At 42.5% G+C, this 23,134-nt stretch carries 25 protein-coding genes; 16 read left to right on the top strand and 9 right to left on the bottom strand.

The genetic code is table 11. The annotated features are described in order from the left end of the window. Positions 1 to 20 precede the first annotated feature (20 nt). Positions 21 to 653, top strand: coding sequence for an alternative oxidase (locus AC3CHU_RS15280; RefSeq protein ID WP_114634193.1), 633 nt, complete (start codon positions 21 to 23; stop codon positions 651 to 653). Between the two features lie 470 nt (positions 654 to 1,123). Further along, the gene (gene cspE / locus AC3CHU_RS15275) at positions 1,124 to 1,336 is read left to right on the top strand and encodes a transcription antiterminator/RNA stability regulator CspE (protein WP_004735656.1); all 213 of its coding nucleotides are present in this window, start codon (positions 1,124 to 1,126) and stop codon (positions 1,334 to 1,336) included. A 329-nt stretch (positions 1,337 to 1,665) separates the two neighbouring features. Here cspE and AC3CHU_RS15270 read toward each other — a convergent pair whose 3' ends face one another. Further along, on the bottom strand, positions 1,666 to 2,532 hold the full coding sequence (locus tag AC3CHU_RS15270; RefSeq protein ID WP_004735725.1) for a YicC/YloC family endoribonuclease: 867 nt from the start codon (positions 2,530 to 2,532) through the stop codon (positions 1,666 to 1,668). 283 nt (positions 2,533 to 2,815) lie between these two features. Here AC3CHU_RS15270 and rph point away from each other — a divergent pair, with 283 nt between their 5' ends. Then, the gene (gene rph, locus AC3CHU_RS15265; protein WP_004735726.1) at positions 2,816 to 3,532 is read left to right on the top strand and encodes a ribonuclease PH; all 717 of its coding nucleotides are present in this window, start codon (positions 2,816 to 2,818) and stop codon (positions 3,530 to 3,532) included. A 215-nt stretch (positions 3,533 to 3,747) separates the two neighbouring features. After that, a complete protein-coding gene (gene pyrE / locus AC3CHU_RS15260) occupies positions 3,748 to 4,389 on the top strand; it encodes an orotate phosphoribosyltransferase (RefSeq protein WP_004735727.1) in 642 nt (213 codons plus the stop codon). Between the two features lie 127 nt (positions 4,390 to 4,516). Here pyrE and lpxL read toward each other — a convergent pair whose 3' ends face one another. The 3 genes from lpxL to coaBC form a co-directional block, all read right to left on the bottom strand. Continuing rightward, complete coding sequence (gene lpxL / locus AC3CHU_RS15255; protein ID WP_146454097.1) at positions 4,517 to 5,497, bottom strand: LpxL/LpxP family Kdo(2)-lipid IV(A) lauroyl/palmitoleoyl acyltransferase; 981 nt, start codon at positions 5,495 to 5,497, stop codon at positions 4,517 to 4,519. Between the two features lie 39 nt (positions 5,498 to 5,536). Continuing rightward, positions 5,537 to 6,127, bottom strand: coding sequence for a nucleoid occlusion factor SlmA (slmA, locus tag AC3CHU_RS15250; protein ID WP_016768952.1), 591 nt, complete (start codon positions 6,125 to 6,127; stop codon positions 5,537 to 5,539). Between the two features lie 139 nt (positions 6,128 to 6,266). Next, positions 6,267 to 7,508, bottom strand: a complete 1,242-nt coding sequence (gene coaBC, locus AC3CHU_RS15245) for a bifunctional phosphopantothenoylcysteine decarboxylase/phosphopantothenate--cysteine ligase CoaBC (RefSeq protein ID WP_488524863.1) — start codon at positions 7,506 to 7,508, stop codon at positions 6,267 to 6,269. 225 nt (positions 7,509 to 7,733) lie between these two features. Between coaBC and radC the strand changes: the two genes are divergently transcribed. From radC to AC3CHU_RS15215, 6 genes are all read left to right on the top strand, one after another. Beyond that, complete coding sequence (gene radC, locus AC3CHU_RS15240; RefSeq protein ID WP_488524862.1) at positions 7,734 to 8,408, top strand: RadC family protein; 675 nt, start codon at positions 7,734 to 7,736, stop codon at positions 8,406 to 8,408. Positions 8,409 to 8,700: 292 nt separating this feature from the next. Further along, positions 8,701 to 8,937 carry a 50S ribosomal protein L28 gene (gene rpmB, locus AC3CHU_RS15235; protein ID WP_004728407.1) on the top strand — a complete coding sequence of 79 codons (237 nt, stop codon included), beginning with the start codon at positions 8,701 to 8,703 and terminating at the stop codon, positions 8,935 to 8,937. A gap of 13 nt (positions 8,938 to 8,950) precedes the next feature. Beyond that, positions 8,951 to 9,118, top strand: a complete 168-nt coding sequence (gene rpmG / locus AC3CHU_RS15230; RefSeq protein ID WP_002535344.1) for a 50S ribosomal protein L33 — start codon at positions 8,951 to 8,953, stop codon at positions 9,116 to 9,118. Positions 9,119 to 9,429: 311 nt separating this feature from the next. Continuing rightward, positions 9,430 to 10,020 (top strand): hypothetical protein, encoded by a 591-nt coding sequence (locus AC3CHU_RS15225; protein WP_488524861.1) that lies wholly within the window; start codon positions 9,430 to 9,432, stop codon positions 10,018 to 10,020. Between the two features lie 2 nt (positions 10,021 to 10,022). Further along, positions 10,023 to 10,832: a bifunctional DNA-formamidopyrimidine glycosylase/DNA-(apurinic or apyrimidinic site) lyase gene (gene mutM / locus AC3CHU_RS15220; RefSeq protein ID WP_488524860.1), complete on the top strand. Its 810-nt coding sequence runs from the start codon at positions 10,023 to 10,025 to the stop codon at positions 10,830 to 10,832. A 91-nt stretch (positions 10,833 to 10,923) separates the two neighbouring features. Beyond that, complete coding sequence (locus AC3CHU_RS15215; protein ID WP_488524859.1) at positions 10,924 to 11,928, top strand: NAD-dependent epimerase; 1,005 nt, start codon at positions 10,924 to 10,926, stop codon at positions 11,926 to 11,928. Positions 11,929 to 11,991: 63 nt separating this feature from the next. Here the strand turns inward: AC3CHU_RS15215 and coaD are convergent, their stop codons facing one another. Then, entirely contained in the window at positions 11,992 to 12,474 is a 483-nt protein-coding gene (gene coaD / locus AC3CHU_RS15210; RefSeq protein WP_017074414.1) for a pantetheine-phosphate adenylyltransferase, read from the bottom strand. 1 nt (position 12,475) lies between these two features. Further along, on the bottom strand, positions 12,476 to 13,558 hold the full coding sequence (locus AC3CHU_RS15205; protein ID WP_488524858.1) for a glycosyltransferase family 9 protein: 1,083 nt from the start codon (positions 13,556 to 13,558) through the stop codon (positions 12,476 to 12,478). A 96-nt stretch (positions 13,559 to 13,654) separates the two neighbouring features. Here AC3CHU_RS15205 and AC3CHU_RS15200 point away from each other — a divergent pair, with 96 nt between their 5' ends. After that, positions 13,655 to 14,368: a 3-deoxy-D-manno-octulosonic acid kinase gene (locus AC3CHU_RS15200; protein ID WP_488524857.1), complete on the top strand. Its 714-nt coding sequence runs from the start codon at positions 13,655 to 13,657 to the stop codon at positions 14,366 to 14,368. Between the two features lie 71 nt (positions 14,369 to 14,439). Here AC3CHU_RS15200 and waaA read toward each other — a convergent pair whose 3' ends face one another. Beyond that, a complete protein-coding gene (waaA, locus tag AC3CHU_RS15195) occupies positions 14,440 to 15,702 on the bottom strand; it encodes a lipid IV(A) 3-deoxy-D-manno-octulosonic acid transferase (protein ID WP_488524856.1) in 1,263 nt (420 codons plus the stop codon). 132 nt (positions 15,703 to 15,834) lie between these two features. On the opposite strand from waaA, the gene AC3CHU_RS15190 reads away from it, so the two are divergent. Genes AC3CHU_RS15190 through AC3CHU_RS15170 form a run of 5 tightly spaced genes read left to right on the top strand, consistent with a single transcriptional unit; the run spans position 15,835 to position 20,908 of the window. Continuing rightward, on the top strand, positions 15,835 to 16,866 hold the full coding sequence (locus AC3CHU_RS15190; RefSeq protein ID WP_488525502.1) for a CDP-glycerol glycerophosphotransferase family protein: 1,032 nt from the start codon (positions 15,835 to 15,837) through the stop codon (positions 16,864 to 16,866). 9 nt (positions 16,867 to 16,875) lie between these two features. Beyond that, on the top strand, positions 16,876 to 17,961 hold the full coding sequence (locus AC3CHU_RS15185) for a glycosyltransferase family 4 protein (protein ID WP_488524855.1): 1,086 nt from the start codon (positions 16,876 to 16,878) through the stop codon (positions 17,959 to 17,961). A 26-nt stretch (positions 17,962 to 17,987) separates the two neighbouring features. Beyond that, entirely contained in the window at positions 17,988 to 18,770 is a 783-nt protein-coding gene (locus tag AC3CHU_RS15180) for a glycosyltransferase family 2 protein (protein ID WP_488524854.1), read from the top strand. A gap of 36 nt (positions 18,771 to 18,806) precedes the next feature. Next, complete coding sequence (locus AC3CHU_RS15175) at positions 18,807 to 19,820, top strand: glycosyltransferase family 52 (protein WP_488524853.1); 1,014 nt, start codon at positions 18,807 to 18,809, stop codon at positions 19,818 to 19,820. Continuing rightward, on the top strand, positions 19,817 to 20,908 hold the full coding sequence (locus tag AC3CHU_RS15170; protein ID WP_488524852.1) for a glycosyltransferase: 1,092 nt from the start codon (positions 19,817 to 19,819) through the stop codon (positions 20,906 to 20,908). Before AC3CHU_RS15175 ends, AC3CHU_RS15170 begins: the two co-directional genes overlap by 4 nt. Positions 20,909 to 20,943: 35 nt before the next feature. Here the strand turns inward: AC3CHU_RS15170 and AC3CHU_RS15165 are convergent, their stop codons facing one another. Continuing rightward, positions 20,944 to 22,131, bottom strand: a complete 1,188-nt coding sequence (locus tag AC3CHU_RS15165) for an O-antigen ligase family protein (RefSeq protein WP_488524851.1) — start codon at positions 22,129 to 22,131, stop codon at positions 20,944 to 20,946. Between the two features lies 1 nt (position 22,132). Beyond that, positions 22,133 to 23,089 (bottom strand): lauroyl-Kdo(2)-lipid IV(A) myristoyltransferase, encoded by a 957-nt coding sequence (gene lpxM / locus AC3CHU_RS15160; protein ID WP_488524850.1) that lies wholly within the window; start codon positions 23,087 to 23,089, stop codon positions 22,133 to 22,135. Positions 23,090 to 23,134 lie beyond the last annotated feature (45 nt).

The following is a 23,134-nucleotide window of genomic DNA, read 5'->3' as shown; positions in this document are numbered from 1 at the left end:
ACTCATATAAGGAACACGCTATGCATTTTGAAAGCACTCATTATAAACCTGAAATCTTCTCCGAAAAGGTTGCACTTCTTGTTACTCGACTTCTCAAAAAGACACTTAACTTGTTTTATGGAAAACACTTAGCCAAACGAGCCATGCTGTTAGAAACCATAGCGGCGGTGCCGGGCATGGTGGCGGGAGTGTTCAATCACCTCAAAGCTCTGCGCCGCATGAAAGACGATGGTGGTTGGATCAAAGAGCTACTGGACGAAGCGGATAATGAACGGATGCATTTGATGATTTTCCTTACCGTTACCAACCCGTCCATTATAGAGCGCATTTTAGTGATGCTATTACAGTTCATCTTTCTACTCATCTATGGATTGATTTACTTAGTCTCATCTAAAACGGCACATAGGATTGTTGGGTATTTTGAAGAGGAAGCTTGTAATAGTTACTCCGAATATATCTCGAAAATTCAAGATGGCACGTTGCCCAATCATCCCGCGCCTGAAATTGCGATTAAATATTATCGCTTACCCGAGAATGCTACGTTTTTGGATGTGCTTTTCTGCATAAGGGAAGATGAAGCTAAACATAGAGATAAGAATCACGACATTGCCGATCTCTATAAAACCCAAGACTTACCCGATCATCAGTGCTAATCATCAAAAAGACATAATGATGACAAATAAAGCTCAACAACCAGAAAATAAGGTCGTCTTAATTACTGGTTCAAACCTGGGATGGGGTTGAGCTTTTCTATGCATACTAGAAATACGGACTTACCTGAGGGGGAGTGCTTAGAGAGTCGTACTATGAGTAAATTTCTTAAGATCAAAGCGTTATAAATGAGCTTAATGGCGTAGTAGGGCTGTAATTTAAGCCAACCGAACAAAAAAACATCAATTATTTTCAAATAAAGCTTTACAACCCGACCCAGATCACCAAGAATGGCCTCGCTCTGTTTTCAGAGTTATTAAATGAAACATCAGTTGTAAAGTAAAACCCTTAGTATTGCTTCATTGTTATTCTCAGTGTTTCCCTTGGCTTCATAGATACATTAAATAATTCAAGCTTTCAGCGCATCGCACTTTTGGCGATTAATTTTTTATTTTTATATAAGGGACACATCATGTCTAACAAAACAAACGGCGTAGTAAAATGGTTTAACGAAGAGAAAGGTTTCGGTTTCCTAACTCAAGACAACGGCGGCGCTGACGTATTCGTTCACTTCCGTGCTATCGCTTCTGAAGGTTTCAAGACTCTTAAAGAAGGCCAACAAGTGTCTTTCGAAGTAGAGCAAGGCCAAAAAGGTCTTCAAGCTGCAAACGTTGTAGCTCTATAAGATTTTAAGTCGGCGCAAGTTGCAATAGCAACTTGCGCCACTTTCTCCCTTAAATCTTTCCCCTCTAGTTCCACCTGTAATACCCCCCTCAAAATATTCTAAAATCCTTTGCTACATCCGTTTCTCTGTTTTATCTATATCTATATCTATCTCTTGCTCCAAACAAATCTCCTGCGTAACAACCTGCTCACTTACTCATCCTGATTGGCATTATTGTATCCATAAAAAAAGCCCCTAAAACTAGGAGCTTATCTTGATCTAATCAACACTGTTAGTTAATCAACACTGATTCAGCTAATGGCTATTCACAGCGTGTTACTGACAAACTGTTATTCAATGTTCTGGATCTGCTCACGCATCTGTTCGATAAGAACCTTAAGCTCTACGCCTGATGCTGTGATGTCTGTGCTGATAGACTTAGACGCTAGTGTGTTTGACTCACGGTTGAACTCTTGCATCATGAAGTCTAGCTTACGGCCACAAGCGCCACCTTTCTTCAGTACTACATTTGCTTCTTTCACGTGAGAGTCTAAACGGTCTAGCTCTTCTGCTACGTCTGACTTCTGAGCCAGTAGGATAAGCTCTTGCTCAACGCGAGAACCTTCAAGTTCAATTTTTGCATCTTCAAACTTGGTAAGAAGACGTTCACGTTGCCATTCTAGGATTTCAGGCATGCGTGCACGAACTTTAACAACTTCTTCAGTGATAGCATCTAAGCGCTGTACGATGAGCGCTTTCATGTTTTCGCCTTCACGAGCACGAGCGTCAATGAACTCTGCGATGGCATCGTTGAATGCTTCCAGTAGATCTTTGTTGATGGCATCCATGTCTTGCTCTGGCGTTTCCATCACGCCAGGCCAGTTCATAACTTGGAATGGGTTCAGACGGCTGTCTTCACCTGTCATGGTCATTACTTGGTTAGCAGCATTGATTACTTGCTGAGCCAAACCTTCGTTAATGCTTAGCTCGCCTTTCGCTGCTGGGTTAGCTTCAAAACGTAGGTTACATTCAACCTTGCCGCGCGCTAGACGCTTACGGAAACGCTCACGCAAGATCGGCTCTAAACCACGGAACTGTTCAGGCATACGGAAGTAAGTTTCAAGGTAGCGTTGGTTTACACTACGGATTTCCCATACTGCTGTACCCCAATCGCCTTTTACTTCTTTGCGTGCATACGCGGTCATACTATAAATCATCGAATTTTCCTGTCTTTTATCATTCTGAAAATAACGCGCACGCATAGTATCACGATACGGGGTGCACCCGAAGCTTGTCTCTTTTCCGCGATAAATAGCCTTTCACGGTAAGTACCTTTGAGTCGTAAGTCTCCTTAAGTCGTAAGTCGCTTTGAATGGTAAATAGATTTGAAAGATAAACTGCTATATAATCTTGCCCCAATCAAAACTGTCTCACCCCTTTCTTAGGTGATGCACTCTTTCGATAGTAAATCACTTCAGACTGTTAATAAGGTAGATACCAATGCGTCCAAATGACCGCGCTGTAGATCAAATTCGTCCAATTAAAATTACTCGTAACTACACAGCTTATGCTGAAGGTTCTGTATTAGTTGAGTTCGGCAACACTAAAGTTCTATGTAATGCGACGGTAGAAGAAAACGTGCCGCGTTGGTTAAAAGGCCAAGGAAAGGGTTGGGTAACCGCTGAATACGGTATGCTTCCACGAGCAACACACACTCGTAACCGTCGTGAAGCGGCGAGCGGTAAGCAAGGTGGTCGTACGATGGAAATCCAACGTCTGATCGCGCGTAGCCTACGTGCTGTTGTTGACCTGAAAGTAATGGGTGAAATCATGATCACTGTCGATTGTGATGTTATCCAAGCAGACGGCGGTACACGTACTGCTTCTATCTCAGGTGCAAGCGTTGCAATGGCTGATGCTATCAACAGCCTACTAGCAAGCGGTAAACTGAAAAAGAACCCAATGAAAGGCCACGTAGCGGCAGTTTCAGTGGGCATCGTTGGTGCACAAGCACTGTGTGACCTTGAATACGTTGAAGACTCAGCAGCTGATACCGACATGAACGTTGTAATGACGGAAGACGGTAAGATGATTGAGATTCAAGGCACCGCAGAAGGCGAACCGTTCAGCCACGAAGAGCTGATGCAGCTTTTAGCCCTGGCGAATAAGGGCATTACCGATATCGTCGAAGCGCAGAAAGCTGCGTTGGCCGACTAGTTTTTAGATAGCTCCCACATCGGGGGCTATTTTTTTATCTTCGTCGTATTCGCGCCCTCCGCGTTGTTAACAGCGCTTGCTCACCCGAATCACTTACTACTCGTAAGCTCACGAGGTTCGCAAGCTTGTTGCCTAGCGGAAAGCACGACTACTTAGAAGATACTAAGAAGAGTTTAAGTTAATTAAGTTTTATTGGATAAACGTAGAGGAAAAACATGAAAGCATATCAACGTGAATTTATTGAATTTGCACTAGAGAAAGAAGTACTTAAGTTTGGTGAGTTTACTTTAAAGTCTGGCCGTAAGAGCCCTTACTTCTTCAATGCTGGATTGTTTAATACAGGTCGTGACCTAGCACGCTTAGGTCGCTTCTACGCAGCAGCATTGGCAGATTCAGGTATTGAGTTCGACGTACTATTTGGCCCTGCGTACAAAGGTATCCCAATTGCAACGACAACAGCGGTTGCACTCGCTGATCACCATGATGTGGACACGCCTTACTGCTTCAACCGTAAAGAAGCGAAGAACCACGGTGAAGGTGGCAACCTAGTGGGTAGCGAACTTGAAGGTCGTATCATGTTAGTGGATGACGTGATCACTGCTGGTACTGCGATCCGTGAGTCGATGGAAATCATCCAAGCAAACGGCGCTGACTTAGCGGGCGTGCTTGTTGCGATTGACCGTCAAGAGAAAGGCAAAGGCGAATTGTCTGCGATTCAAGAAGTAGAGCGTGACTTCGGTTGTGCGATTATCTCAATCGTTAGCCTGACTGATTTGGTGACCTTCCTTGAAGAGAAAGGCACCGACGCAGCACATCTTGAATCTGTAAAAGCGTACCGCGCTCAATACGGTATCTAATTCGTAAGCTGAAGAAGTTGAACCTGATGGTTTAGCGCTCTAGGTTAAGAATCGAAAAAGCAAAAAGGCCCGAGAGATAACTCTTTCGGGCCTTTTACTTTTCTATTGAGATGAGCTGCTTTCTTATCTATTTATAACGAATGCCGCGTTCCATTTCTGGGTCTTCCATGGTTTTGAAGCGCTTGTGTAGCCACATCCATTGTTCTGGTGCTCGTAAGATAATTTTCTCAAGATAGCGGTTTAGATAAGCGGCTGCGGCTTTTTCATCTTTGCGTGGATAGTCATCTTCTATTGACTCATCCGCCATGATTTCATACTTACCATCGGCATTTCTAAACCCTGAACCCGGAACAAGAGCGCATCGGCTAGTGTAAGCCAGAATACTGGTGCCTGTTGTGGTACATGCATCTTCTACTGCGAAGAAAGGCACAAACACAGACTTGTTACGGCCGTAGTCATGATCCGGCAGATAGAAAAGGATCTCACCCTGACGCAGGATTCGAATCATACGCTTAACGTCTTTACGATGGATAAGGCGGTTGCCGTTCTGAGTACGACCACGGTATTGAATGAATTCGTAAGCTGGGTTGTTGTGCGGGCGATAAACACCTAAACCAGAAATACCAAGAACGGCCATTGCTCGCGCAGTGATCTCTAGGTTCAATGCATGCACACAGCACAACAAAACACCTTTACCGTTGGCTTTGTGAGTTCGTAGTGTTTGGGTGTCTTTATCTACTAGGATTCTTTTGAAGCGCCACGTCGGCCAAAACCAAGTAATGCCGGTTTCGATCAGCGCCATACCAGTATTCTTAAAATTCTCACTGACCATGGCAGCGACTTCGTCTGCTGGCTTATCTGGGAAGGCGAGTTCCAAGTTACGTGTTGCGACCGCTACGCGCTTTTTACCATAGCGAGCCCCAAGAGAACCCAATGAACGACCTAGCAGTAATAATATACGGTAAGGGAGAACATTAACGATAAGCGCCAATAGCCCAAAACCGAACCACACTCCCCAATATTTAGGGTGGAGCAGTGCCAGAGTAAAAGGTGGCTTAGTAATAACGTGTTGTGCAGTGCTGTTTGTCGGAGAAGTTTTCGTCGTCATAACCATCACTTAAGATTTGATTGCTACTTAATTTGATTGCTACTTAATTTGAGCGCTTAACAGAGCCCAGTAAGCATCAAAATTTTCGGTTGGTTGATATTTGAAGTCAGAACGTACAAATCGATTCAGACTGCCTTCAACCTGACCGAGCAGTTGAGCCGCTAAGATCTTCTCATCAACAGGGAACGATTTCCCTTCACGAAGCTTCCTTTCACGTAAGATCTGGCGAAGTTGAGTCTCAATACGCTCAAAAAGCTGATTGATGCGTTCACGCAGGCGCTCATTCTCAAACATTAGGGCATGGCCCGACAAAATACGAGTCAAACCAGGGTTGCGCTCAGAAAAGACTAAGATAAGTTGCATCACGAGGCGGATACGCTCAAGAGTGTCTTTTTCTTCATCGAGAATACGGTTGATTCGAGACATCAACGCTTCTTCAATGAACTCTATTAGGCCTTCAAACATGCGAGCTTTGCTTGGGAAGTGGCGGTAGAGCGCAGCTTCAGATACGCCGACTTGCTTGGCCAACTTTACCGTTGTGATACGAGAAGCACCTTCGGTCGATTCCAACATTTGTGCGAGAGCTTGTAGGATTTCTTCACGACGGTTTGATTTTCGAGTACCAGCCATCTATTTACTTCCTTTCCTAAAGATGAGGATTGAGTGAAGCAGGATTATAAACACCATTCAATTCTGTTTCCTAGTTTTGTGAGCCCTAGGTCAACAGAATCGAGAGGTGTCAGCAGATTGTCAGAGCAAATTTGTGCGTTTATGCACCAATAAGCTGTTGGATCTGATCGAGGATCTGGAAACCAAGTGTGTCTTTACTATCCAGTGGCAGAGATTTATCACCGTCTTTCCAATAAAGGTGCAATTCATTACTGCTGCTATTGAAGCCTTGGCCTTCGACAGAGACATCGTTAGCACAAATCATATCGAGGTTCTTTCTTTCCAGTTTGCCGCGCGCGTACTTCTCAACGTCTTGAGTTTCTGCAGCGAAGCCGACAGTAAATGGACGGCCTTCTGTCATTGAGGCAACAGAAGCGACAATGTCTGGGTTCTTAACCATTTGAATGGTCATGTCGTCTTTACCATCGACCTTTTTAAGCTTTTGGTCTGCAATGGACTGTGGACGATAGTCGGCTACTGCAGCGCAGCTAATGAATATATCGTGTTGAGCAGCATTGGTACTCACAGCATCAAACATCTGCTGAGCGCTGTCGACATCAATACGATTAACCTTATTTGGCGTTGCTAGTGATACTGGACCGGTGATTAGAGTCACTGTTGCGCCTTGTTTAGCGGCCGCTTCAGCCAGTGCATAGCCCATCTTGCCCGAACTGTGGTTAGTAATGTAACGCACAGGATCGATAGCTTCGCGAGTTGGACCAGCAGTAATCAACACAGAACGGCCAGCAAGAGGCTTAGGTTGGAAGAAGTCTTCGCAACGGTGCACGAGCTGCATTGGCTCTAGCATGCGCCCCATGCCGACATCGCCACACGCTTGTTCGCCTGCAGCAGGGCCCCAGATTTCACAGCCACGACGTTTTAGCGTCGCGATGTTCTCTTGAGTCGCTGGGTGGCTGTACATCTGTTGGTTCATTGCCGGAGATACCGCAACTGGCGCATCGGTTGCTAAAACCAGAGTGGTCAGTAGGTCGTTGCCCATACCCGCCGTCATGCGAGCAATAAGGTCAGCGGTTGCTGGTGCTAACAGTACCAAGTCAGCCCATTTTGCTAGCTCGATGTGCCCCATCGAAGCCTCAGCCGCAGGATCAAGCAAACTATCAGACACTGGCCTTCCAGAGACCGCTTGCATGGTGAGAGGAGTGATGAACTCCTTGGCCGCGTTTGTCATCACGACTTGTACCTGCGCTCCACGTTCAATTAAGCGGCGAGTCAGTTCGGCACATTTATAAGCTGCGATACCGCCACTAATACCGAGTAGGATTTTTTTCCCTGCTAGGCCTTGTTGGTCAGCGCTGCTCAGTTGATTAACCAATGTTTGCATGATTCTGTTCCTTAATTTCTCTGGGACTTACGATATCAGAACAAAGGATTAGTGCCTAGAAGCAGAATTGGAACAGATTTGACTCTCATCAAGTTGGCGCTATCAAACTTATCAATTACATGGTTTTTCTAGTGACTCGTTCCCTTGTCTCTTTATTAAAGGATCTCTCGCGATAAGCTTATTAATCTAATGGGTCGTGTTTATGACTAACTGATTAGCTTTTATATGCCTATAAGTAAAATGCCTGCTGAATCGATGCCGAGAGAAAAACTACTGAGTCGAGGGCCTGATTCCCTGAGTGATGCAGAGCTGCTCGCGATATTTCTTCGAACCGGAACACAAGGAATGAACGTTTTAGAGCTATCTGACAAGTTGATCAAAGATTTTGGTTCGCTGCGTAGTCTGTTTTCAGCAACCGAGGCCGAGTTCTGTACTCATAAAGGAATGGGGCAGGCGAAATATGTCCAGTTGCAGGCCGTTTTAGAGATGACGCAACGTTATTTGGCCGAAACTTTATCTCGAGGTGATGCACTCACTAGCCCAAGCCATACCAAGTTGTATCTTTCGAGCATGTTGCGCGACCGCCAGAGAGAAGCCTTCTATATATTGTTCCTTGATAATCAAAATAGGGTAATAAAGGATGAAGTGATGTTTGAAGGAACCATCGATGCCGCATCGGTATACCCTAGAGAAGTAGTGAAACGGGCACTCGATCATAATGCAGCCGCTTTAATCCTAGCGCATAACCATCCTTCTGGTGTCGCAGAGCCAAGCCAAGCAGATAGGCGAATTACACGTAGATTAACCGACGCATTGGCGCTGGTAGACATCCGAATTCTTGACCATTTTGTCGTTGGAGATGGCGAAGTTATCTCTTTTGCAGAGCGTGGATGGATTTGAATCACATTTTAGGTTGTTAGTTGCGTTAAATCTGCTATCATTCCGCCCACATTTTAGAACCTTAAATCAGCTCTGATTACTCAAATAGCTGCCCTGTTCAAAAAAAGATCACGAAATCCTTAAAAAGGATCTGTTCGGGTCTTGAGCAATGCATGTCAAGTTAGTATAATACGCGACCTTTGATAGCCTTGAATGGATTTTCCATTATGGTTTTTACCTCTATTTTCAGAATTGATAGAGAGGTTCGGCCACCAAGGTTGATATCGAGCTGAAACGATTTGGAGAGACATTCATGTCCCGAGTATGTCAAGTAACTGGTAAGCGTCCAGTAACGGGTAATAACCGTTCACACGCACGCAATGCTACCAAGCGTCGTTTTCTGCCGAACCTACAAACTCACCGTTTCTGGGTAGAGAGCGAAAAACGTTTTGTTAAACTACGTCTAACTGCTAAAGGCATGCGTATTATTGATAAGAAAGGCATTGATGCTGTTCTTGTTGATATCCGTGCACGTGGCGAAAACGTTTAAGAGGAATTAAGCAATGGCTAAAGGCATTCGTGAGAAAATCCGTCTAGTATCTTCTGCTGGAACTGGTCACTTCTACACAACTGACAAGAACAAGCGTAACATGCCAGGCAAATTTGAGATCAAAAAGTTTGATCCAGTAGTTCGCCAGCACGTTATGTACAAAGAAGCTAAAATCAAGTAATTGATAGCCCCTTTGTCTCTTCTTTTATAGAAGAATAAATTAAAAACCCAGCTTATAGCTGGGTTTTTTTATGCCCTAAATTTAGGAACCCCCAGTATTTGGAGAAACCTGAGTTTTTTTGAGAAGCTTAAGCTTTTTCGAAAAGACTCAGTGTTTTTGAAAAGGGTAAGTATTATTGGCTTGATTTTGTGCCTACCGTACAGATGTTGCACTTGTAGGCGGACGTGGTTGATAGAAAATAGCTCAGCATAGAAAGTATCGCCTTTTTCACGATATACTGAACACTCAATAGGTTAGATGAGCAGAATCAGATGAGATATCGTGGACGTCGATGGAACAACATACTCATGTTAAGCGTGATTGCTTTTATTGGGGTGTTAAATCTTCCAACCTTGATCAAAACGTACCTTATCGAACCTGAGCCTGAATCTGAACTTCAGGTAATCAGCCCTTATCCTTACCTTTTAAACCCAACAGCCGAGCTTCAAGCTTTGCACTTTGCTGATTGGTCAGTTGTGCTAGAAGACAGTCATTGGGTTTATCAATTTAAAGACACAACACTTCCTCAAACTACCAGTGCACAAGAGTTGTCACAGCGATGGCAGGAACTTGTGGGCACTGAAATCGACTCACAGACCTATACCGACCTATCACCACAACTGAATACCCCGCACACCATCGAGGTGTGGTATCAAGATCAAGAAGAGCCACAGCGTATTACCTATTATCAACTGCCTGAGTTTTGGTTGCTAAAAAACTGGAATGATCAGTGGTTAGCGGTGTCTATTGAAGAGAGCTACTTGTTTCCAAGCTTTGGCTCAGAAGATTCATTTAAATCAGACCATCTCTTTAAAGCAGACAAGCTATCTATATTAGACAAACCACCTAAATTGGACGACTAACTATGCCTGAATTGCCCGAAGTTGAAGTAAGCCGCATGGGGATCTCACCTCATTTAGTTGGTGAGATGATTAAAACTCTGACATTTCGCACACCTAAGCTGCGTTGGGATATCCCACAAGAGCTTAAGCGATTAGAAGGACAGGTGATTCGTTCTATTTCACGCAGAGCTAAGTACTTATTGATCGAAACCGATACGGGCACTGCCATTGTTCACCTTGGTATGTCTGGTTCATTGCGTATATTAGATGCTGATTTTCCTGCGGCTAAGCACGATCACGTAGATCTTAAGCTCACGAATGGCAAAGTATTGCGTTATAACGATCCTCGCCGCTTCGGTGCATGGCTGTGGTCTGCTCCTGACGAAACTCATCCTGTATTGCTCGGCTCTGGTCCTGAGCCGCTAACTGATGACTTCACCGCAGACTACATCGCTGAAAAAGCTGCAAAGCGAAAAGTGGCCGTCAAACAGTTCATCATGGACAATAAAGTCGTAGTGGGCGTGGGAAACATCTACGCCAACGAAGCATTATTTTCTTCACGAATTCATCCACTTCGCCCAGCAAGCAAGATAACTCAAGCTGAGTGGAGCTTGTTAACTCAAGAGATTAAAGAGGTGCTTGCCACTGCTATAAAACAAGGCGGCACCACGCTAAAAGATTTCGCTCAAGCAGATGGTAAGCCGGGATATTTCGCTCAAGAACTGCAAGTCTATGGTAAAGCCGGTCAAAAATGCCCTAATTGTGAAGCTCTAATCCAAGAGTTAAAAATAGGGCAGAGGAATACGTTTTTTTGCTCTCAATGTCAGGTATAGAAAAATTGAACCTATGTTCACTTTTTTAAGCTAGTAGATATGTGGTCTAGTAGCTACAATTGCGTAAATGACATGAATAGAGAAGAATGGAATGAAATATTTAGTAACTGGTGTTGCCGGTTTTATTGGCTCTGCAGTTTCAGAGAGATTATGTGCAGCAGGACATGAGGTTATTGGTATCGATAACTTAAATGACTACTATGAAGTCTCTTTGAAACATGACCGCCTTAAGCGTATCGAACATGAAAACCTCACTTTTATCGAGCTTGACCTTGCCGATAGAGAAGGGATCGCTGAGCTTTTCGCTGAGAAAAAATTTGATCGTGTTATTCATCTGGCGGCGCAAGCAGGCGTTCGTTACTCAATTGATAACCCAATGGCGTATGCTGACAGCAACCTTGTTGGTCACTTGGCTATTCTAGAAGGTTGTCGTCATAACAAAGTTGAACACCTCGTTTACGCTTCATCGAGCTCTGTTTATGGCCTGAACCAAAAAATGCCATTCCATACAGCAGACAGTGTTGATCACCCTATCTCACTGTACGCCGCGACTAAGAAGTCGAATGAGTTGATGGCACATACCTATTCTCATTTATATGACGTACCAACGACAGGCCTTCGCTTCTTTACGGTTTACGGCCCTTGGAGTCGCCCTGATATGGCGATGTTCAAGTTTGCGAATCTAATCGTAGCGGGCAAACAAATCGACATCTATAACAATGGCGACATGATGCGTGACTTCACTTATATCGATGATATTGTTGAAGGCATTGTTCGTGTTCAAGATCGTATTCCGGCTAAGCAGCCAGATTGGACTGTGGAGCAAGGCTCGCCAGCGACCAGTTCTGCTCCGTATCGCGTGTTTAACATCGGCCATGGCAGCCCAGTTAAACTAATGGACTACATCGAAGCATTAGAAAGTGCTCTAGGTATTGAAGCGAAAAAGAACTTCATGCCAATGCAACCGGGTGATGTGTACGCGACTTACGCTGATACGGAAGATCTGTTTGAAGCCGTTGGCTACAAGCCTCAAGTGAAGATCCAAGAGGGAGCAAAAGCTTTCGCGGATTGGTATAAGGCCTATCACTCGCTTTAAAAAAGTCACGGTTTCATCAAAAATAGCGCTCAATAAGCGCTATTTTTCTTTTGTTTATGAGGACTATTTAGCTGTTTTGAGCTTTATTTCGGCTGCCACTTTTTGTGGTACAAACTGACGAATATCTCCACCATGAATGGCCACTTCTCTAACTATTGTCGAAGAGAGGAATGCATACTCCTCTGAAGGCGTTAAAAATACACTTTCAAGCCCCGGCAGTAGCTTCCTGTACATGCTAGTGAGACCAAACTCGTACTCGAAATCCATTGTTGTTCTCAAACCTCGCACCAACACGTTTGCTTGCTGCTGTTTAACGAAGTCGACCAGTAACCCGGAAAACCCCGCTACAGATACGTTCGGTAGGTGAGCCACGGCATCGCGCAGTAGTTCAACTCGTTCATCTAACTCAAACATAGTCTTTTTACTTGGACTCGCTGCTACTCCAACAGTGATATGGTCAAACATGCTAGCGGCACGAACAATGATATCAAGGTGGCCATTGGTCACAGGATCAAAAGTCCCTGGGTAAATAACGTGTGTGCTCATTTTAGCTGTCCTTGCTTAATGTAGTGTTCGAATTCGGTGCTTTACTAGAGTTTAAGGCCTTATCGAGTTGTTGCTTTACCATATCGAGTGTGATGTCTTTCATCAGGTCATCGCCTTTAGCACGGGTTCCCCATGGAAGGTCTGCGATTGGTTTACCTTGTTGTGCTTCTACATGTTGTTGATAAACACTCACTACGATATCGAGATCGTTGTAAGGTCCTGTTCTACGAGGATCGCTGTGTGCGTACAAGCCGATTACAGGCGTTGACTGCGTGGTTGCCAAGTGGGCAGGGCCAGTATCAGGTGCCAATACCACCGTTGCATGTTTGAGTACGGCAGTCAGTTGCTTCAAGTTTGTTTTGCCAATTAAGTTAGTGATTGGCGATTGGCATAATTTTTCGATGTCGTTACCCAGGTTAACTTCTCTTGGTGCCGGAGAACCACAAAGCACCACTTGCATACCTTGTTCGACAGCATAATCAGCAATAGCTGCATATCGCTCAGTTAACCAATTGCGTGAATCTTTGCTTGCAGCTGGGGAGATAACCAAGGTCGGCTTGTCTGCCATGGTGCTAATTGCTAGCTGTTCATCTTCAGGTGTTAAAGGGATACCCCATTGAGGCTTATCGAAGGGGACACCAATGTAGCGAGCAAATTCGGCAAAGTTATCCAATACATGAAACTTATCCGAGATAGGCAGGTGGCGGTTGGTAAAGAGTGACTGCATTTCACGAGTACGGTTTTTGCCAAATCCCACTTTGCACTTCGCCTTGATCCCCCAAGATAGCACGCTGGCTCTGAGTGCGGCTTGCATATGCAGAAGTGCATCAAATTTACGATCAGATAGCTGACACCATAATTCACGCATTCCTTTGAAGCCTTGTTTCTTATCGAAAACAATCACCTCAATACCGGGTAGATCGCCGATCAGCATGGCTTCTATTTTGCCCGTTATCCAAGTGATTTTCGTTTCAGGCCACTGCTTCTGGATGGCTTGAACCACAGAAATAGCATGACAAACATCGCCAATCGCGGAGAGGCGAAGTATGCAAAGAGATTGAGGTGCAGTTGAGAACAGTGACATAAAGTGCCCGAAAAAAGTGAATAACATCAGAATTATGCAGATACTCGCATTAGTTGTAAAATAGCAATGACGAAAAGCGACCCAAAGGCCTCATAGATGGAAACGATTAGCACCAAGAACCAAACAATTTGGTACGACCCTGAACTTCTGGCTCAGGTATCAGAGGGCGATATCGCTCAGATCTTTGAGGCTGAATATTGGCAGCAACAAGACGCCATTTCAGGCAGAGCTCAAGGACGCGGTACCACATGGTTCATTCAGCTTGATGGAATACAGGCTGCACTGCGCCATTATCGACGTGGCGGATTGTTTGGGAAGCTAGTCGAAGACCAATATCGTTTCTCTGATTGGGAAAGCACGCGCTGTGCGATGGAGCTTAATGTTCTCAAGGCATTGGCAAACGCAGGTGTGAATGTACCGAAGCCCATTGCTGCTAGAGCCATTAAAAGCGGACTACTTTATCGAGCGGACTTAATGTCTGAACGAATTCCCAATGCCAAAGATCTGGTTGATGTCTTGGTCAATGGCCCGATAGATGCGGATGTTTATCGTCGAATTGGCCAAGAGGTACGCAAGATGCACGATGCTGGGGTTAATCATACCGATCTCAACATCCATAATATCTTGCTTGATGACTCGCAAAGGGTGTGGATCATTGATTTTGATAAGTGCGGTCATCAAGCGGGTGATGACTGGAAAGAAGGCAACTTGAATCGCTTAAAGCGCTCGTTCTTAAAAGAAGTGAACAAGCGCCAGATTCAATGGCAAGAGTCGGATTGGGAACTGTTATTGCAAGGCTACCAAGGTTAATCGCTGTTAGTTTAGAGTGGTGACTAGTTAAGAATGGCAAATAGTTAATAGCCATTAGCTAAGAATGGCCATTAATTAAGAATGTATGCCAAGGTTTTATCCAACGCCCCTCGGTTCTGCTCAACCACTTGATAAGCCGCTAAGCCTTTAGTTTTACGTAGTTTAGGTTGTGTGAATAGCTCTCTTAGCTGGCCTGCAATGTCATTACTGTTTTGACAAATAGTGACGGCTTGAGCTTCTAGTAGTTTGTCTGTGATCTCGCTGAAGTTAAAGTAGCTAGGACCATTCAATAAAGGCAGTTGTAGGGCTGCTGGTTCTAATAGATTATGGCCACCCACCTTATCACCCACAAGGCTTCCTCCCATAAAGCACACATCAGATCCGCCGAGTAATACCAACATTTCTCCCATCGTATCCGCAATATACACTTCAACATCAGAGGTGATTGGTTGCTGACTCGTTCGAGTGATGGTGTTGAATTGGTGTTGTTTAGCCAGTTCCGTCACTTGATTAAATCGCTCTGGATGACGAGGCACAATCATCAGCAAGGTATTAGGATTGTCTTTAAGGAGCTGTTTATGAGCGTCTAAGATAATTTCATCTTCGCCTTGATGAGTGCTGGCCGCTATCCATACACAGCGTTCAAAGCCAATTTGTTCACGTAACGCTTTGCCTTTTGATACTTGTTCAGCTGAGACTTCAATATCAAACTTGATCGACCCAGTCACATGCACAGATGCTTTACCTAACCCTAATCGTATAAAACGCTCAGCATCACTTGGGTATTGGCAAAGTACTTGAGAGAGGTTTTTGGCTAAGAGATCAAAAACGGCTTGGAATTTAGCATAACGCTGGCACGAGCGTTCAGATAGGCGAGCGTTGAGTACTGAAATGGGGATTCCAGCTTTCGCGACGCAGTGTAGTGTGTTTGGCCATAATTCGGTTTCCATGATTAGCATCTGTTTAGGTTGAACAGTCTTCAAGAAACCCCTAACACACCAAGAAAAATCAATCGGCATGTAGCGATGCTCGACTAAATCACCGAGTTTTTTTATCTGCTCTGCTCCCGTGCTGGTTGTTGTGGTGACAACAATGGCTTGGTTTGGACTTCGTCGCTTCAGTTGCTTGATGATCGGTACGGCGGCAATCGATTCACCAACCGATACTGCGTGAATCCAGATAGGATTCTTACCTTGAGTTTGCGGTGTGATCCCGAAATGTTCTTTCCAACGCTGACCAAAACTTGGCTTTCCAGGTTTGCTCTTATAAAGCCCATACAGCAGTAGCGGAGAAGCTAATAACAATATGAGAGTATAGATAAGTCGTATAAGCATAAGAACAGTGACACCAGAAGGTAAAATCAATATTCAGAAGAGTATTTTCTTCAATCTCGAAAGTAAAGAGCGTTATAATTAAATGCTTAGTTGCGCTTTCAAACGGACATGGTGAATTTTATCTCATCGCTTATGCAAACCGATCAAACCTATCGTTTCTTGCTCTACGTCGAGCAAAATTATTCATTTGCTATTCTTCGCCCATTCTATGATTACGCGAAGCAACTCGGCCATGAGGTTAAGTGGTTGCTTGTTGGTGAAGACGCTTCTGAACATCTTTTACTGGATCAAGAGCAGAGCGTCTCTTTGACAGAAGCGATTGCCTTTAATCCTTCTGCTGTTCTAGTGCCCGGTGATCGTGTTCCAGCGTTTATTCCAGGGTTGAAGGTACAAGTATTTCATGGTTTGAACGAAAGCAAACGTGGGAACTTATACCCTGAGCGTGGTCTATTTGATTTGTATTGCACCGAAGGCCATGAAAGAACAAGCTCGCTTGAGCCGCTAGCTAAGCAGCGAGGCTATTTCCAAGTTAAAGAGACCGGGTGGCTGAAGCTCGATAGCTTATTTAATTATCAAGCTAGTGAGAATCGTCATGAGAGACCTCAAATTCTGTTCGCTTCCACTTTTTCGCCAAGCTTATCGTGTGCAGAGTTGGTTTATGAAGAGCTTAAGCGCCTCAGTCAACTGAGTCAGTGGCAATGGTTAGTGACTCTTCATCCTAAAATGAATCAAGAGACGAGAAGGAAATATCAAGCACTGGAAGGGGGTAACCTTCTCTTCTTCGATAATGACCGAGTGATTGAAATGCAACATCGTGCTGATGTTATGGTGTGTGACAACTCATCGATATTTCAGGAATTCTTGTTGCTCAATAAGCCTGTTGTCACGGTAAATAATCGAGACCCTCAAGCAAGCTTTATTAACATTACTCAAGCCCAGCAATTAGAGTCAGCAATTAAGCAAGCGATGCGACCTGATGAAGAAAGAGAGAACGCTATCGCTCATTACGGCCCGTCAATAACGCCATATTTAGATGGGCAATCCTCAGCGAGAGTTCTGAGTGCTATTACTGATGTGCTAGAAAGCGGCTGGCAAGATAACAAGCCAAAAAATTGGATTCGTAACTTTAAAATCCGTAAATCATTAAACTATTGGAAATTCTAGGGCTGAATAATGAAAATATTAGTTTGCGCATCGTATCTACATGCTTGGAATAGTATTCGCCCTGAAGCGGAGATATTTGTAGAACTTGCAAATCAAGGTCACTCCGTGACGGTGATGACCCAAGGTGAGTCTGAGTATGTCGACAGGCTTCGAAAAACTGGCATCAAGGTTATCGACTGTTACCCTACAAGAAAAATTTGCTTTGATACGATTAAGAGAATTAGAAGCGAACTAAAGAGTGGGGCATATGACATATGTTACGCCTTTAACTCAAAGACTATACCTAATGCCGCATTTGCATGCATTGGTCTCAAGGTGAAGCTGATTGCGTACCGAGGAACAACTGGTGGTTTGTATAGACACGATCCAAGTGCTTATCTGACGCAACTGCATCCTCGCGTAGATGGCGTAGTCTGTGTGTCGGAGGCAGTTCGACAGGATGTCATCAAGCGAGTTTGGAAAAACAAAGATAATGTTGTGACTATTTATAAAGGACATCAATTAGAGTGGTATCAAGTCGAACCAACGTCTAGGGAGTCGCTTGAATTGAGTCAGACAGATGTTGTTGCCTTTTGTGCTGCGCATGTTCGCCCTAGTAAGGGTATTTCTACCCTCCTCGAGGCGACTAAGTATATTACAACCCCCAATTTTCATTTGGTGCTTGCAGGCAGTGGCTATGAGCCTTACTTTGATGAGATGAAAAATAGCCCGATCTCAGATAGAATTCATTATATTGGCCATCGTAAAGACATCCCATCATTGATGGCAATGTCAGATATTCAAGTGCAGCCATCTGTGAGTGGTGAAGGTTTACCGCGTACTATAATTGAAGCGATGGCAAATGGTACGGCGTCAGTAGTGACCACTACTGGAGGAGCACCAGAACTTGTAGAAGATGGTCAGACAGGTTTTGTTGTACCTACCGCTGACGCTCAGGCATTAGGCGAAGCAATTAATCATATCGCACAAGATAAACAGCAAAGCATTGAAATGGGTATTGCTGCTAAAGAGAGGCTAGCGCGTCATTTTAGTTCTAAAGTGACAGTTGCAGAACACTTAAAGTATTTTGAACGTCTACTAGGTCATTCAAACTAGCTCAATGAAAAAGGTATATTGATTCAATGAGAACATTATCAGCGTTAATTATCTGCAAGAACGAAGAAGACCGTATTCGACCTTGTTTCGAATCGCTAAAAGGTTTTGCTGATGAAATAATTGTTTATGATTCTGGTAGTACGGACAAAACAGTTGAAATAGCACGAGAATACACGGATAAAATCTGGATTACAGAAGATTGGCCGGGAGATGGTTACCAAAAAGCTAGGGCTTTTGAGCAGGCTACGTGTGATTGGGCTTTAATAATCGATGCTGATGAGTACTTAGATGAAGAGATGAAATCAGAGATAACGCATCAATTAAGTGATCCCAAACTAGAAGAAGTTGCTTTTAAACTCCCTTGGGGCAATCTAATTCTAGGTAAACAAATGCGCTTTGGTCGTTCATCTAGAGCCCCCAAACGTCTTTTTAAGTGTGATGGAGCTTCGATCACTAAAGTGGTTGTGCATGCTAATGTAGAAACTGAAGGAAAAGTTTCTACTTTAAAGAAAGGTTTTTTGATGCATAACTCACTACGCGGCTTTGATCATCTTATGGAGAAGAGTCGTGTTTATGGTTGGGAAACCACGAAGAAGTACTACAACAAAGGTAAACCGAGTTTGGGGATTCCGTTTGCAATCCTTCGTTCAGTTTGGACATTTTTCTTAATTTATATTATCCGTTTGGGGTTTCTAGACGGCAGTCGTGGTCTATTGATGGCGATGAACTTTGCTCAATCCTCATTTAATAAATATGCAGGCCTGTGGTACTTAGAGCAAGAGGCTAAGCTTCAAGAAACTAAAAAATAAATGAACATTTACCTTTGCTCCACACTACGACACTTTTTGTTTGCCTTACTTAAATCTTTAAACGATGAAGGGCAACAGAGTCGAATTATCGTGATCACTGACCAACAAAATCTTGATCCGAATCGTTTCGATCTGTCTGTTTTACCAAGCACTATTTCAGTGAAATTTGTGGGGCGAAAACAAATTTTGGACAGCGTATACAGCGGGAGACTAGGTTTCGTTCATAAGTTGTTCGCTACTGCAAATATATCGAGTAATTTTTTCCGAAAGAGAACATTAAAGAAGCTTAATGAATGTGACTTGTTGAATTCTAAACATGATTTAGAGGGCGCTAGCTTATATTTGTTTAATGACCGTAATAGATTAGCTAGGCTCATGCGCCTAGCTTTTGCAGAGTATGAAGTCATCGAAGACGGACTGTCAAACTATACCGGGTCAGAGTTAAGCTTTATAGAGCGGTACGTCTTAAATAAGAAAGGCCGTCGCTTTATTGGTGATGATGAACGTTGCAATGCCATTCATTTATTGACACCTAAGTTAGCCGATAATCAGCTTTCATCAAAAGTTAAGCTGATAAAATTCATTAGCCCTATCAATGTAAATTTGTTCATTTATCCATTATTTAAAGTGGATAAATCAGAGGTTTTTACTCCTGAAGTAATAATAGCCACACAGCCTATATCTATGGCTAACATGAATGAGTCCAAGAGCGATATTGCTGTTTATCAAAAGATGGTAGATTATCTTAAATTAAAAAATCATTCATACGCTTTTAAGGTTCACCCGCGTGAAAATGAAATAAAATACATGGAAGCATTTCCTGATGCACATTTTATTGAAAGCAAAACACCATTAGAGTTGCTTGTGTTCTCTTCGTCTGAATCTCCAATAGTGCTGTCAATATACTCTAGCGCAGGTATGGGCTTTGAAGGGCATTGCCAGAGAGTTACCCTAATTAAGGACGACGAAGCGGAACAACAAGCTGAAATTTATGGTCAATGGAGAAAGAACCTCATGGATGTAGATAAACGATTAGAGGCAATGTTTTGATTAAAAAAATGGTTTTTGTAATATCAGCTCTAAGAGGTGGTGGTGCTGAGAAGTTTGTTCTAAATCTCTATAAAGCCATGGAAAAATACCAAGATTACGAATGTCATATTGTTTCAATTGAAAAGTCGGTTGAACATGATATTGACGGATACCGTGTGCACTTCGTTAGTGATTTTTGTAATGTATCAAAGAAAGGTTTACGTCGTCTTTGGTATAAAAAAAATGTAGCTCGGGCTGTTGATCGCTTTGTGAAAGATAACATTGATGCAGATGCATTAGTATTATCTAATATGTTACTTGCTGATAAAATAATGTCTAAAAGTAAGCTTAATGTTTTTCATGTTATCCATAGCCCATATAATGATGTATTCCTTAATCGGGTTTCTAATATTAAGAAAATACTAATTAAAAGGAAGGTGAATAGCTGGTATAAGAACCACCCTTTAGTTTTTGTTTCTGAACATGCAAAGGGTAGCTTCGAGTTGTCATTTAATATCTGTAAAGCAAGTTATGTAATACATAACCCAGTTAATGTGGAGATTGATAGTACGGATAGTACGGATAGTACGGATAGTATAGGTGATTATATTGTTCATGTTGGACGATTTAATCGAGAGAAAAGGCACGATCGGTTAATCGATATATTCAGCAAGATAAAAAACACTAAAGTTAAGTTATTGTTGATTGGTGATGGTAAATTACAGTCGATGATAAAGGCTGATGTAGAAAAAAGAGGGCTAAAAGATAGAGTTGTTTTTGTTGGTTTTAAAAGCAACCCTTATCAATACATTAAAAAATCAAAAGGCCTTTTACTTACTTCTGATTTTGAAGGACTATCGATGGTTCTTTTAGAAGCGATAAGTCTCGGAGTCCCTGTATTGTCTACAGATTGTAGTCGAGCCATTAGAAGCGTCGTAATTAATAATGAATATAGTTTGGTTCCGCTTAATGACGAAACTTTGTTTGCTAAAAAAATTGATGAGTTATTAGTCTCTCCAGAAAGATTTCTTTCCAAGGAAAATGAAATATTTCACCCTAAGTTTGTAGCTCAACAGTACCACAACTTATGTAAAAAATTAAACCTGTGACTTCGGGAGGAGTTCGCAATAATACAAATTTTTATTTATTTTGTGGGTATCTTACATGGCACATGTAATAGAAAGTAATTTAGGATCAAGAATGGAAATAAGAAAAAACTTTGATTCATAGGAACTTCTGTCAAAGAGCAAACAGTCACACTTGTTGCCAAGCTAGTTATTATTATACGACTTTCTTTACTAATCAAAGTATCCCTTTTCCAACATTGATATAAAGGGTAATACATTATGGTAAGGCAAAGAAATAAGCCGATCATTCCGCTTCTAACAAGTTTATCTATGTATTGGTTATGAAAGTGACTAGGTGAAAAATTAGCGATAGTTTTGAAAAAAGGTTCTTTTTCACTTAGCTCGGACAATTTATTCTTAAATTGATCACCAACACCAAAAAAAGGCTTTTCTGCTATAATATATGGTGCTGATAGCCACATTTGCAAGCGAAGGCCAATTGAAGTGTTATAGTCACCATTGCTGATTGTGGTTATTTCATTCTGAGTTGACTCTATACGATTCATCAATGGCTTATGAGTGAGAGCTGTAACGGATAACATGAAAGTTATTATTAATAGCAACACTTTTCTGATGTTGTTTCGAGTCAAAATCGTGAGAGCGACCAATAGCAAAGATGTTGCTAAAAGTGAAAGGATTGGTCCTCTAGACTCTGTGAGAAAAATAGTTATAAAAAACAAAAAATATGAAAGCAAAAGCATGCTACGTTTGTATTGAAGGTAGTAGTATAAGCTACACACAGCGAATAAACATAGTGACATCGCATAAGTTATTGGATTAAATGGCCATGTTGCTCTGTCGATATTTAAATAATACTTTGAATAAATTGCGAATAAAAAAGAAGTAAACGAAGCTATAATTAACAATGTTGGTAGTGAAGACATTGTCATTTTTTTCTTTGGAAAAAAAAGGAAAAAAAGGCAACAGGCAATTAGAGTTCTTATCTCACCAGAACCATAACCAATAGTTTTGTATAATATAGATCCATATAATGCTGATAGTATTAGAGTGATTATGTATGGATCTTTGATGTTTTCTTTTATCGAAATAGTTTTATACTTAAATATACAAAGAATGATCGACGTTAGGAACAAAGAAATTACAGATTTATCCCATCCAAAATAAAATAAGCCAATGGTAAATATACTAAAAATTGGCAGGTAAATAAAGAATGTGAACAGGTTATCTGAAGTATGGTTGGTCATTTTAGATCTTATAAGGATTTACATTGCTATCCGGACGAGTCTTAAGCAGTCTTAAGATCCACATATATTGTTCAGGATTTTTACTCACATAGTCTTCAATGCATTGATTCATCATGCGAGCGTCCTGTTCTTCACTCCCAGTTGGAAATGGAAGAGCAGGGTAGAAGTCTAGGGTGTATTGGCCAGTATTGCTATCGTATTGAGAAAATAAAGGAACGATTTTAGCTTTGCTTAGTTTTGATAGGCGACCTAAGCCTGAGATTGTTGCTTTTTGAGTCGCGAAGAAGTCTACGAAGACACTATGCTCGCGACCAAGATCTTCATCCGGAAGGTAATAACCCAGATATCCATCTCTCACGGATTTGATAAAAGGTTTGATACCACCACTGCGATCATAAACACGACCGCCGTATTGCACGCGCTGTCGGTGCATTAGCCAGTCACTGAGTTTGTTTTTTTGTGCTTTCGCCATCGCAGATACAGGTAAATTGCGTGAAGCTAATAATACCGCTGGGATATCGATAGCCCATGTGTGTGGCACCAGCAAGATCACATTCTCGCCACTGTCTATAATATCGGTTAGGTTGCTCAGGCCGTTTATCGAAGTGTTATTCTCTAGCCAAGTTTTACTCTTGAGTGTCAGTGAAGCAAATCCCATCAAAAATGAGATGGAAGTAACGTATGACTGATAGAGAGTTTCTTCGCGCTCTTCGATAGATTGCTCAGGGAAACACATCTCAAGATTCACACGTGCTCGGCGGTTAGCCTTATTCTTGATTTTTACAGCTTGCTTAGCCATAAACTTAGCGAGAGCTAAACGAATGCTATTAGGTAAGAAGCAGACTAAAGACGATAACAGAACAGCAATCCAAGTGCCCCAGTATTTAGGTGCTAGAAATCCCCATTCAAACTCAGGATTGTAAGCTTTTAGATCAAAATCATTACGTTGTGTGGTCATTCGTTCACTACATTATTTAAATCAGAGAGTTAACTTTATATCGGT

The sequence above is a fragment of the Vibrio sp. QJM3NY_39 genome (genome assembly GCF_057785895.1).
Note: the sequence above shows the minus strand (reverse complement) of the source record. Positions and strands in the feature narration are given on the sequence as shown.

Excerpts from the sequence above, each read along its gene's own strand:
- AC3CHU_RS15280 (WP_114634193.1), top strand. The coding sequence starts at position 21 with ATGCATTTTGAAAGCACTCATTATAAACCTGAAATCTTCTCCGAAAAG.
- cspE (WP_004735656.1), top strand. The coding sequence starts at position 1,124 with ATGTCTAACAAAACAAACGGCGTAGTAAAATGGTTTAACGAAGAGAAA.
- AC3CHU_RS15270 (WP_004735725.1), bottom strand. The coding sequence starts at position 2,532 with ATGATTTATAGTATGACCGCGTATGCACGCAAAGAAGTAAAAGGCGAT.
- rph (WP_004735726.1), top strand. The coding sequence starts at position 2,816 with ATGCGTCCAAATGACCGCGCTGTAGATCAAATTCGTCCAATTAAAATT.
- pyrE (WP_004735727.1), top strand. The coding sequence starts at position 3,748 with ATGAAAGCATATCAACGTGAATTTATTGAATTTGCACTAGAGAAAGAA.
- lpxL (WP_146454097.1), bottom strand. The coding sequence starts at position 5,497 with ATGACGACGAAAACTTCTCCGACAAACAGCACTGCACAACACGTTATT.
- slmA (WP_016768952.1), bottom strand. The coding sequence starts at position 6,127 with ATGGCTGGTACTCGAAAATCAAACCGTCGTGAAGAAATCCTACAAGCT.
- coaBC (WP_488524863.1), bottom strand. The coding sequence starts at position 7,508 with ATGCAAACATTGGTTAATCAACTGAGCAGCGCTGACCAACAAGGCCTA.
- radC (WP_488524862.1), top strand. The coding sequence starts at position 7,734 with ATGCCTATAAGTAAAATGCCTGCTGAATCGATGCCGAGAGAAAAACTA.
- rpmB (WP_004728407.1), top strand. The coding sequence starts at position 8,701 with ATGTCCCGAGTATGTCAAGTAACTGGTAAGCGTCCAGTAACGGGTAAT.
- rpmG (WP_002535344.1), top strand. The coding sequence starts at position 8,951 with ATGGCTAAAGGCATTCGTGAGAAAATCCGTCTAGTATCTTCTGCTGGA.
- AC3CHU_RS15225 (WP_488524861.1), top strand. The coding sequence starts at position 9,430 with ATGAGATATCGTGGACGTCGATGGAACAACATACTCATGTTAAGCGTG.
- mutM (WP_488524860.1), top strand. The coding sequence starts at position 10,023 with ATGCCTGAATTGCCCGAAGTTGAAGTAAGCCGCATGGGGATCTCACCT.
- AC3CHU_RS15215 (WP_488524859.1), top strand. The coding sequence starts at position 10,924 with ATGAAATATTTAGTAACTGGTGTTGCCGGTTTTATTGGCTCTGCAGTT.
- coaD (WP_017074414.1), bottom strand. The coding sequence starts at position 12,474 with ATGAGCACACACGTTATTTACCCAGGGACTTTTGATCCTGTGACCAAT.
- AC3CHU_RS15205 (WP_488524858.1), bottom strand. The coding sequence starts at position 13,558 with ATGTCACTGTTCTCAACTGCACCTCAATCTCTTTGCATACTTCGCCTC.
- AC3CHU_RS15200 (WP_488524857.1), top strand. The coding sequence starts at position 13,655 with ATGGAAACGATTAGCACCAAGAACCAAACAATTTGGTACGACCCTGAA.
- waaA (WP_488524856.1), bottom strand. The coding sequence starts at position 15,702 with ATGCTTATACGACTTATCTATACTCTCATATTGTTATTAGCTTCTCCG.
- AC3CHU_RS15190 (WP_488525502.1), top strand. The coding sequence starts at position 15,835 with ATGCAAACCGATCAAACCTATCGTTTCTTGCTCTACGTCGAGCAAAAT.
- AC3CHU_RS15185 (WP_488524855.1), top strand. The coding sequence starts at position 16,876 with ATGAAAATATTAGTTTGCGCATCGTATCTACATGCTTGGAATAGTATT.
- AC3CHU_RS15180 (WP_488524854.1), top strand. The coding sequence starts at position 17,988 with ATGAGAACATTATCAGCGTTAATTATCTGCAAGAACGAAGAAGACCGT.
- AC3CHU_RS15165 (WP_488524851.1), bottom strand. The coding sequence starts at position 22,131 with ATGACCAACCATACTTCAGATAACCTGTTCACATTCTTTATTTACCTG.
- lpxM (WP_488524850.1), bottom strand. The coding sequence starts at position 23,089 with ATGACCACACAACGTAATGATTTTGATCTAAAAGCTTACAATCCTGAG.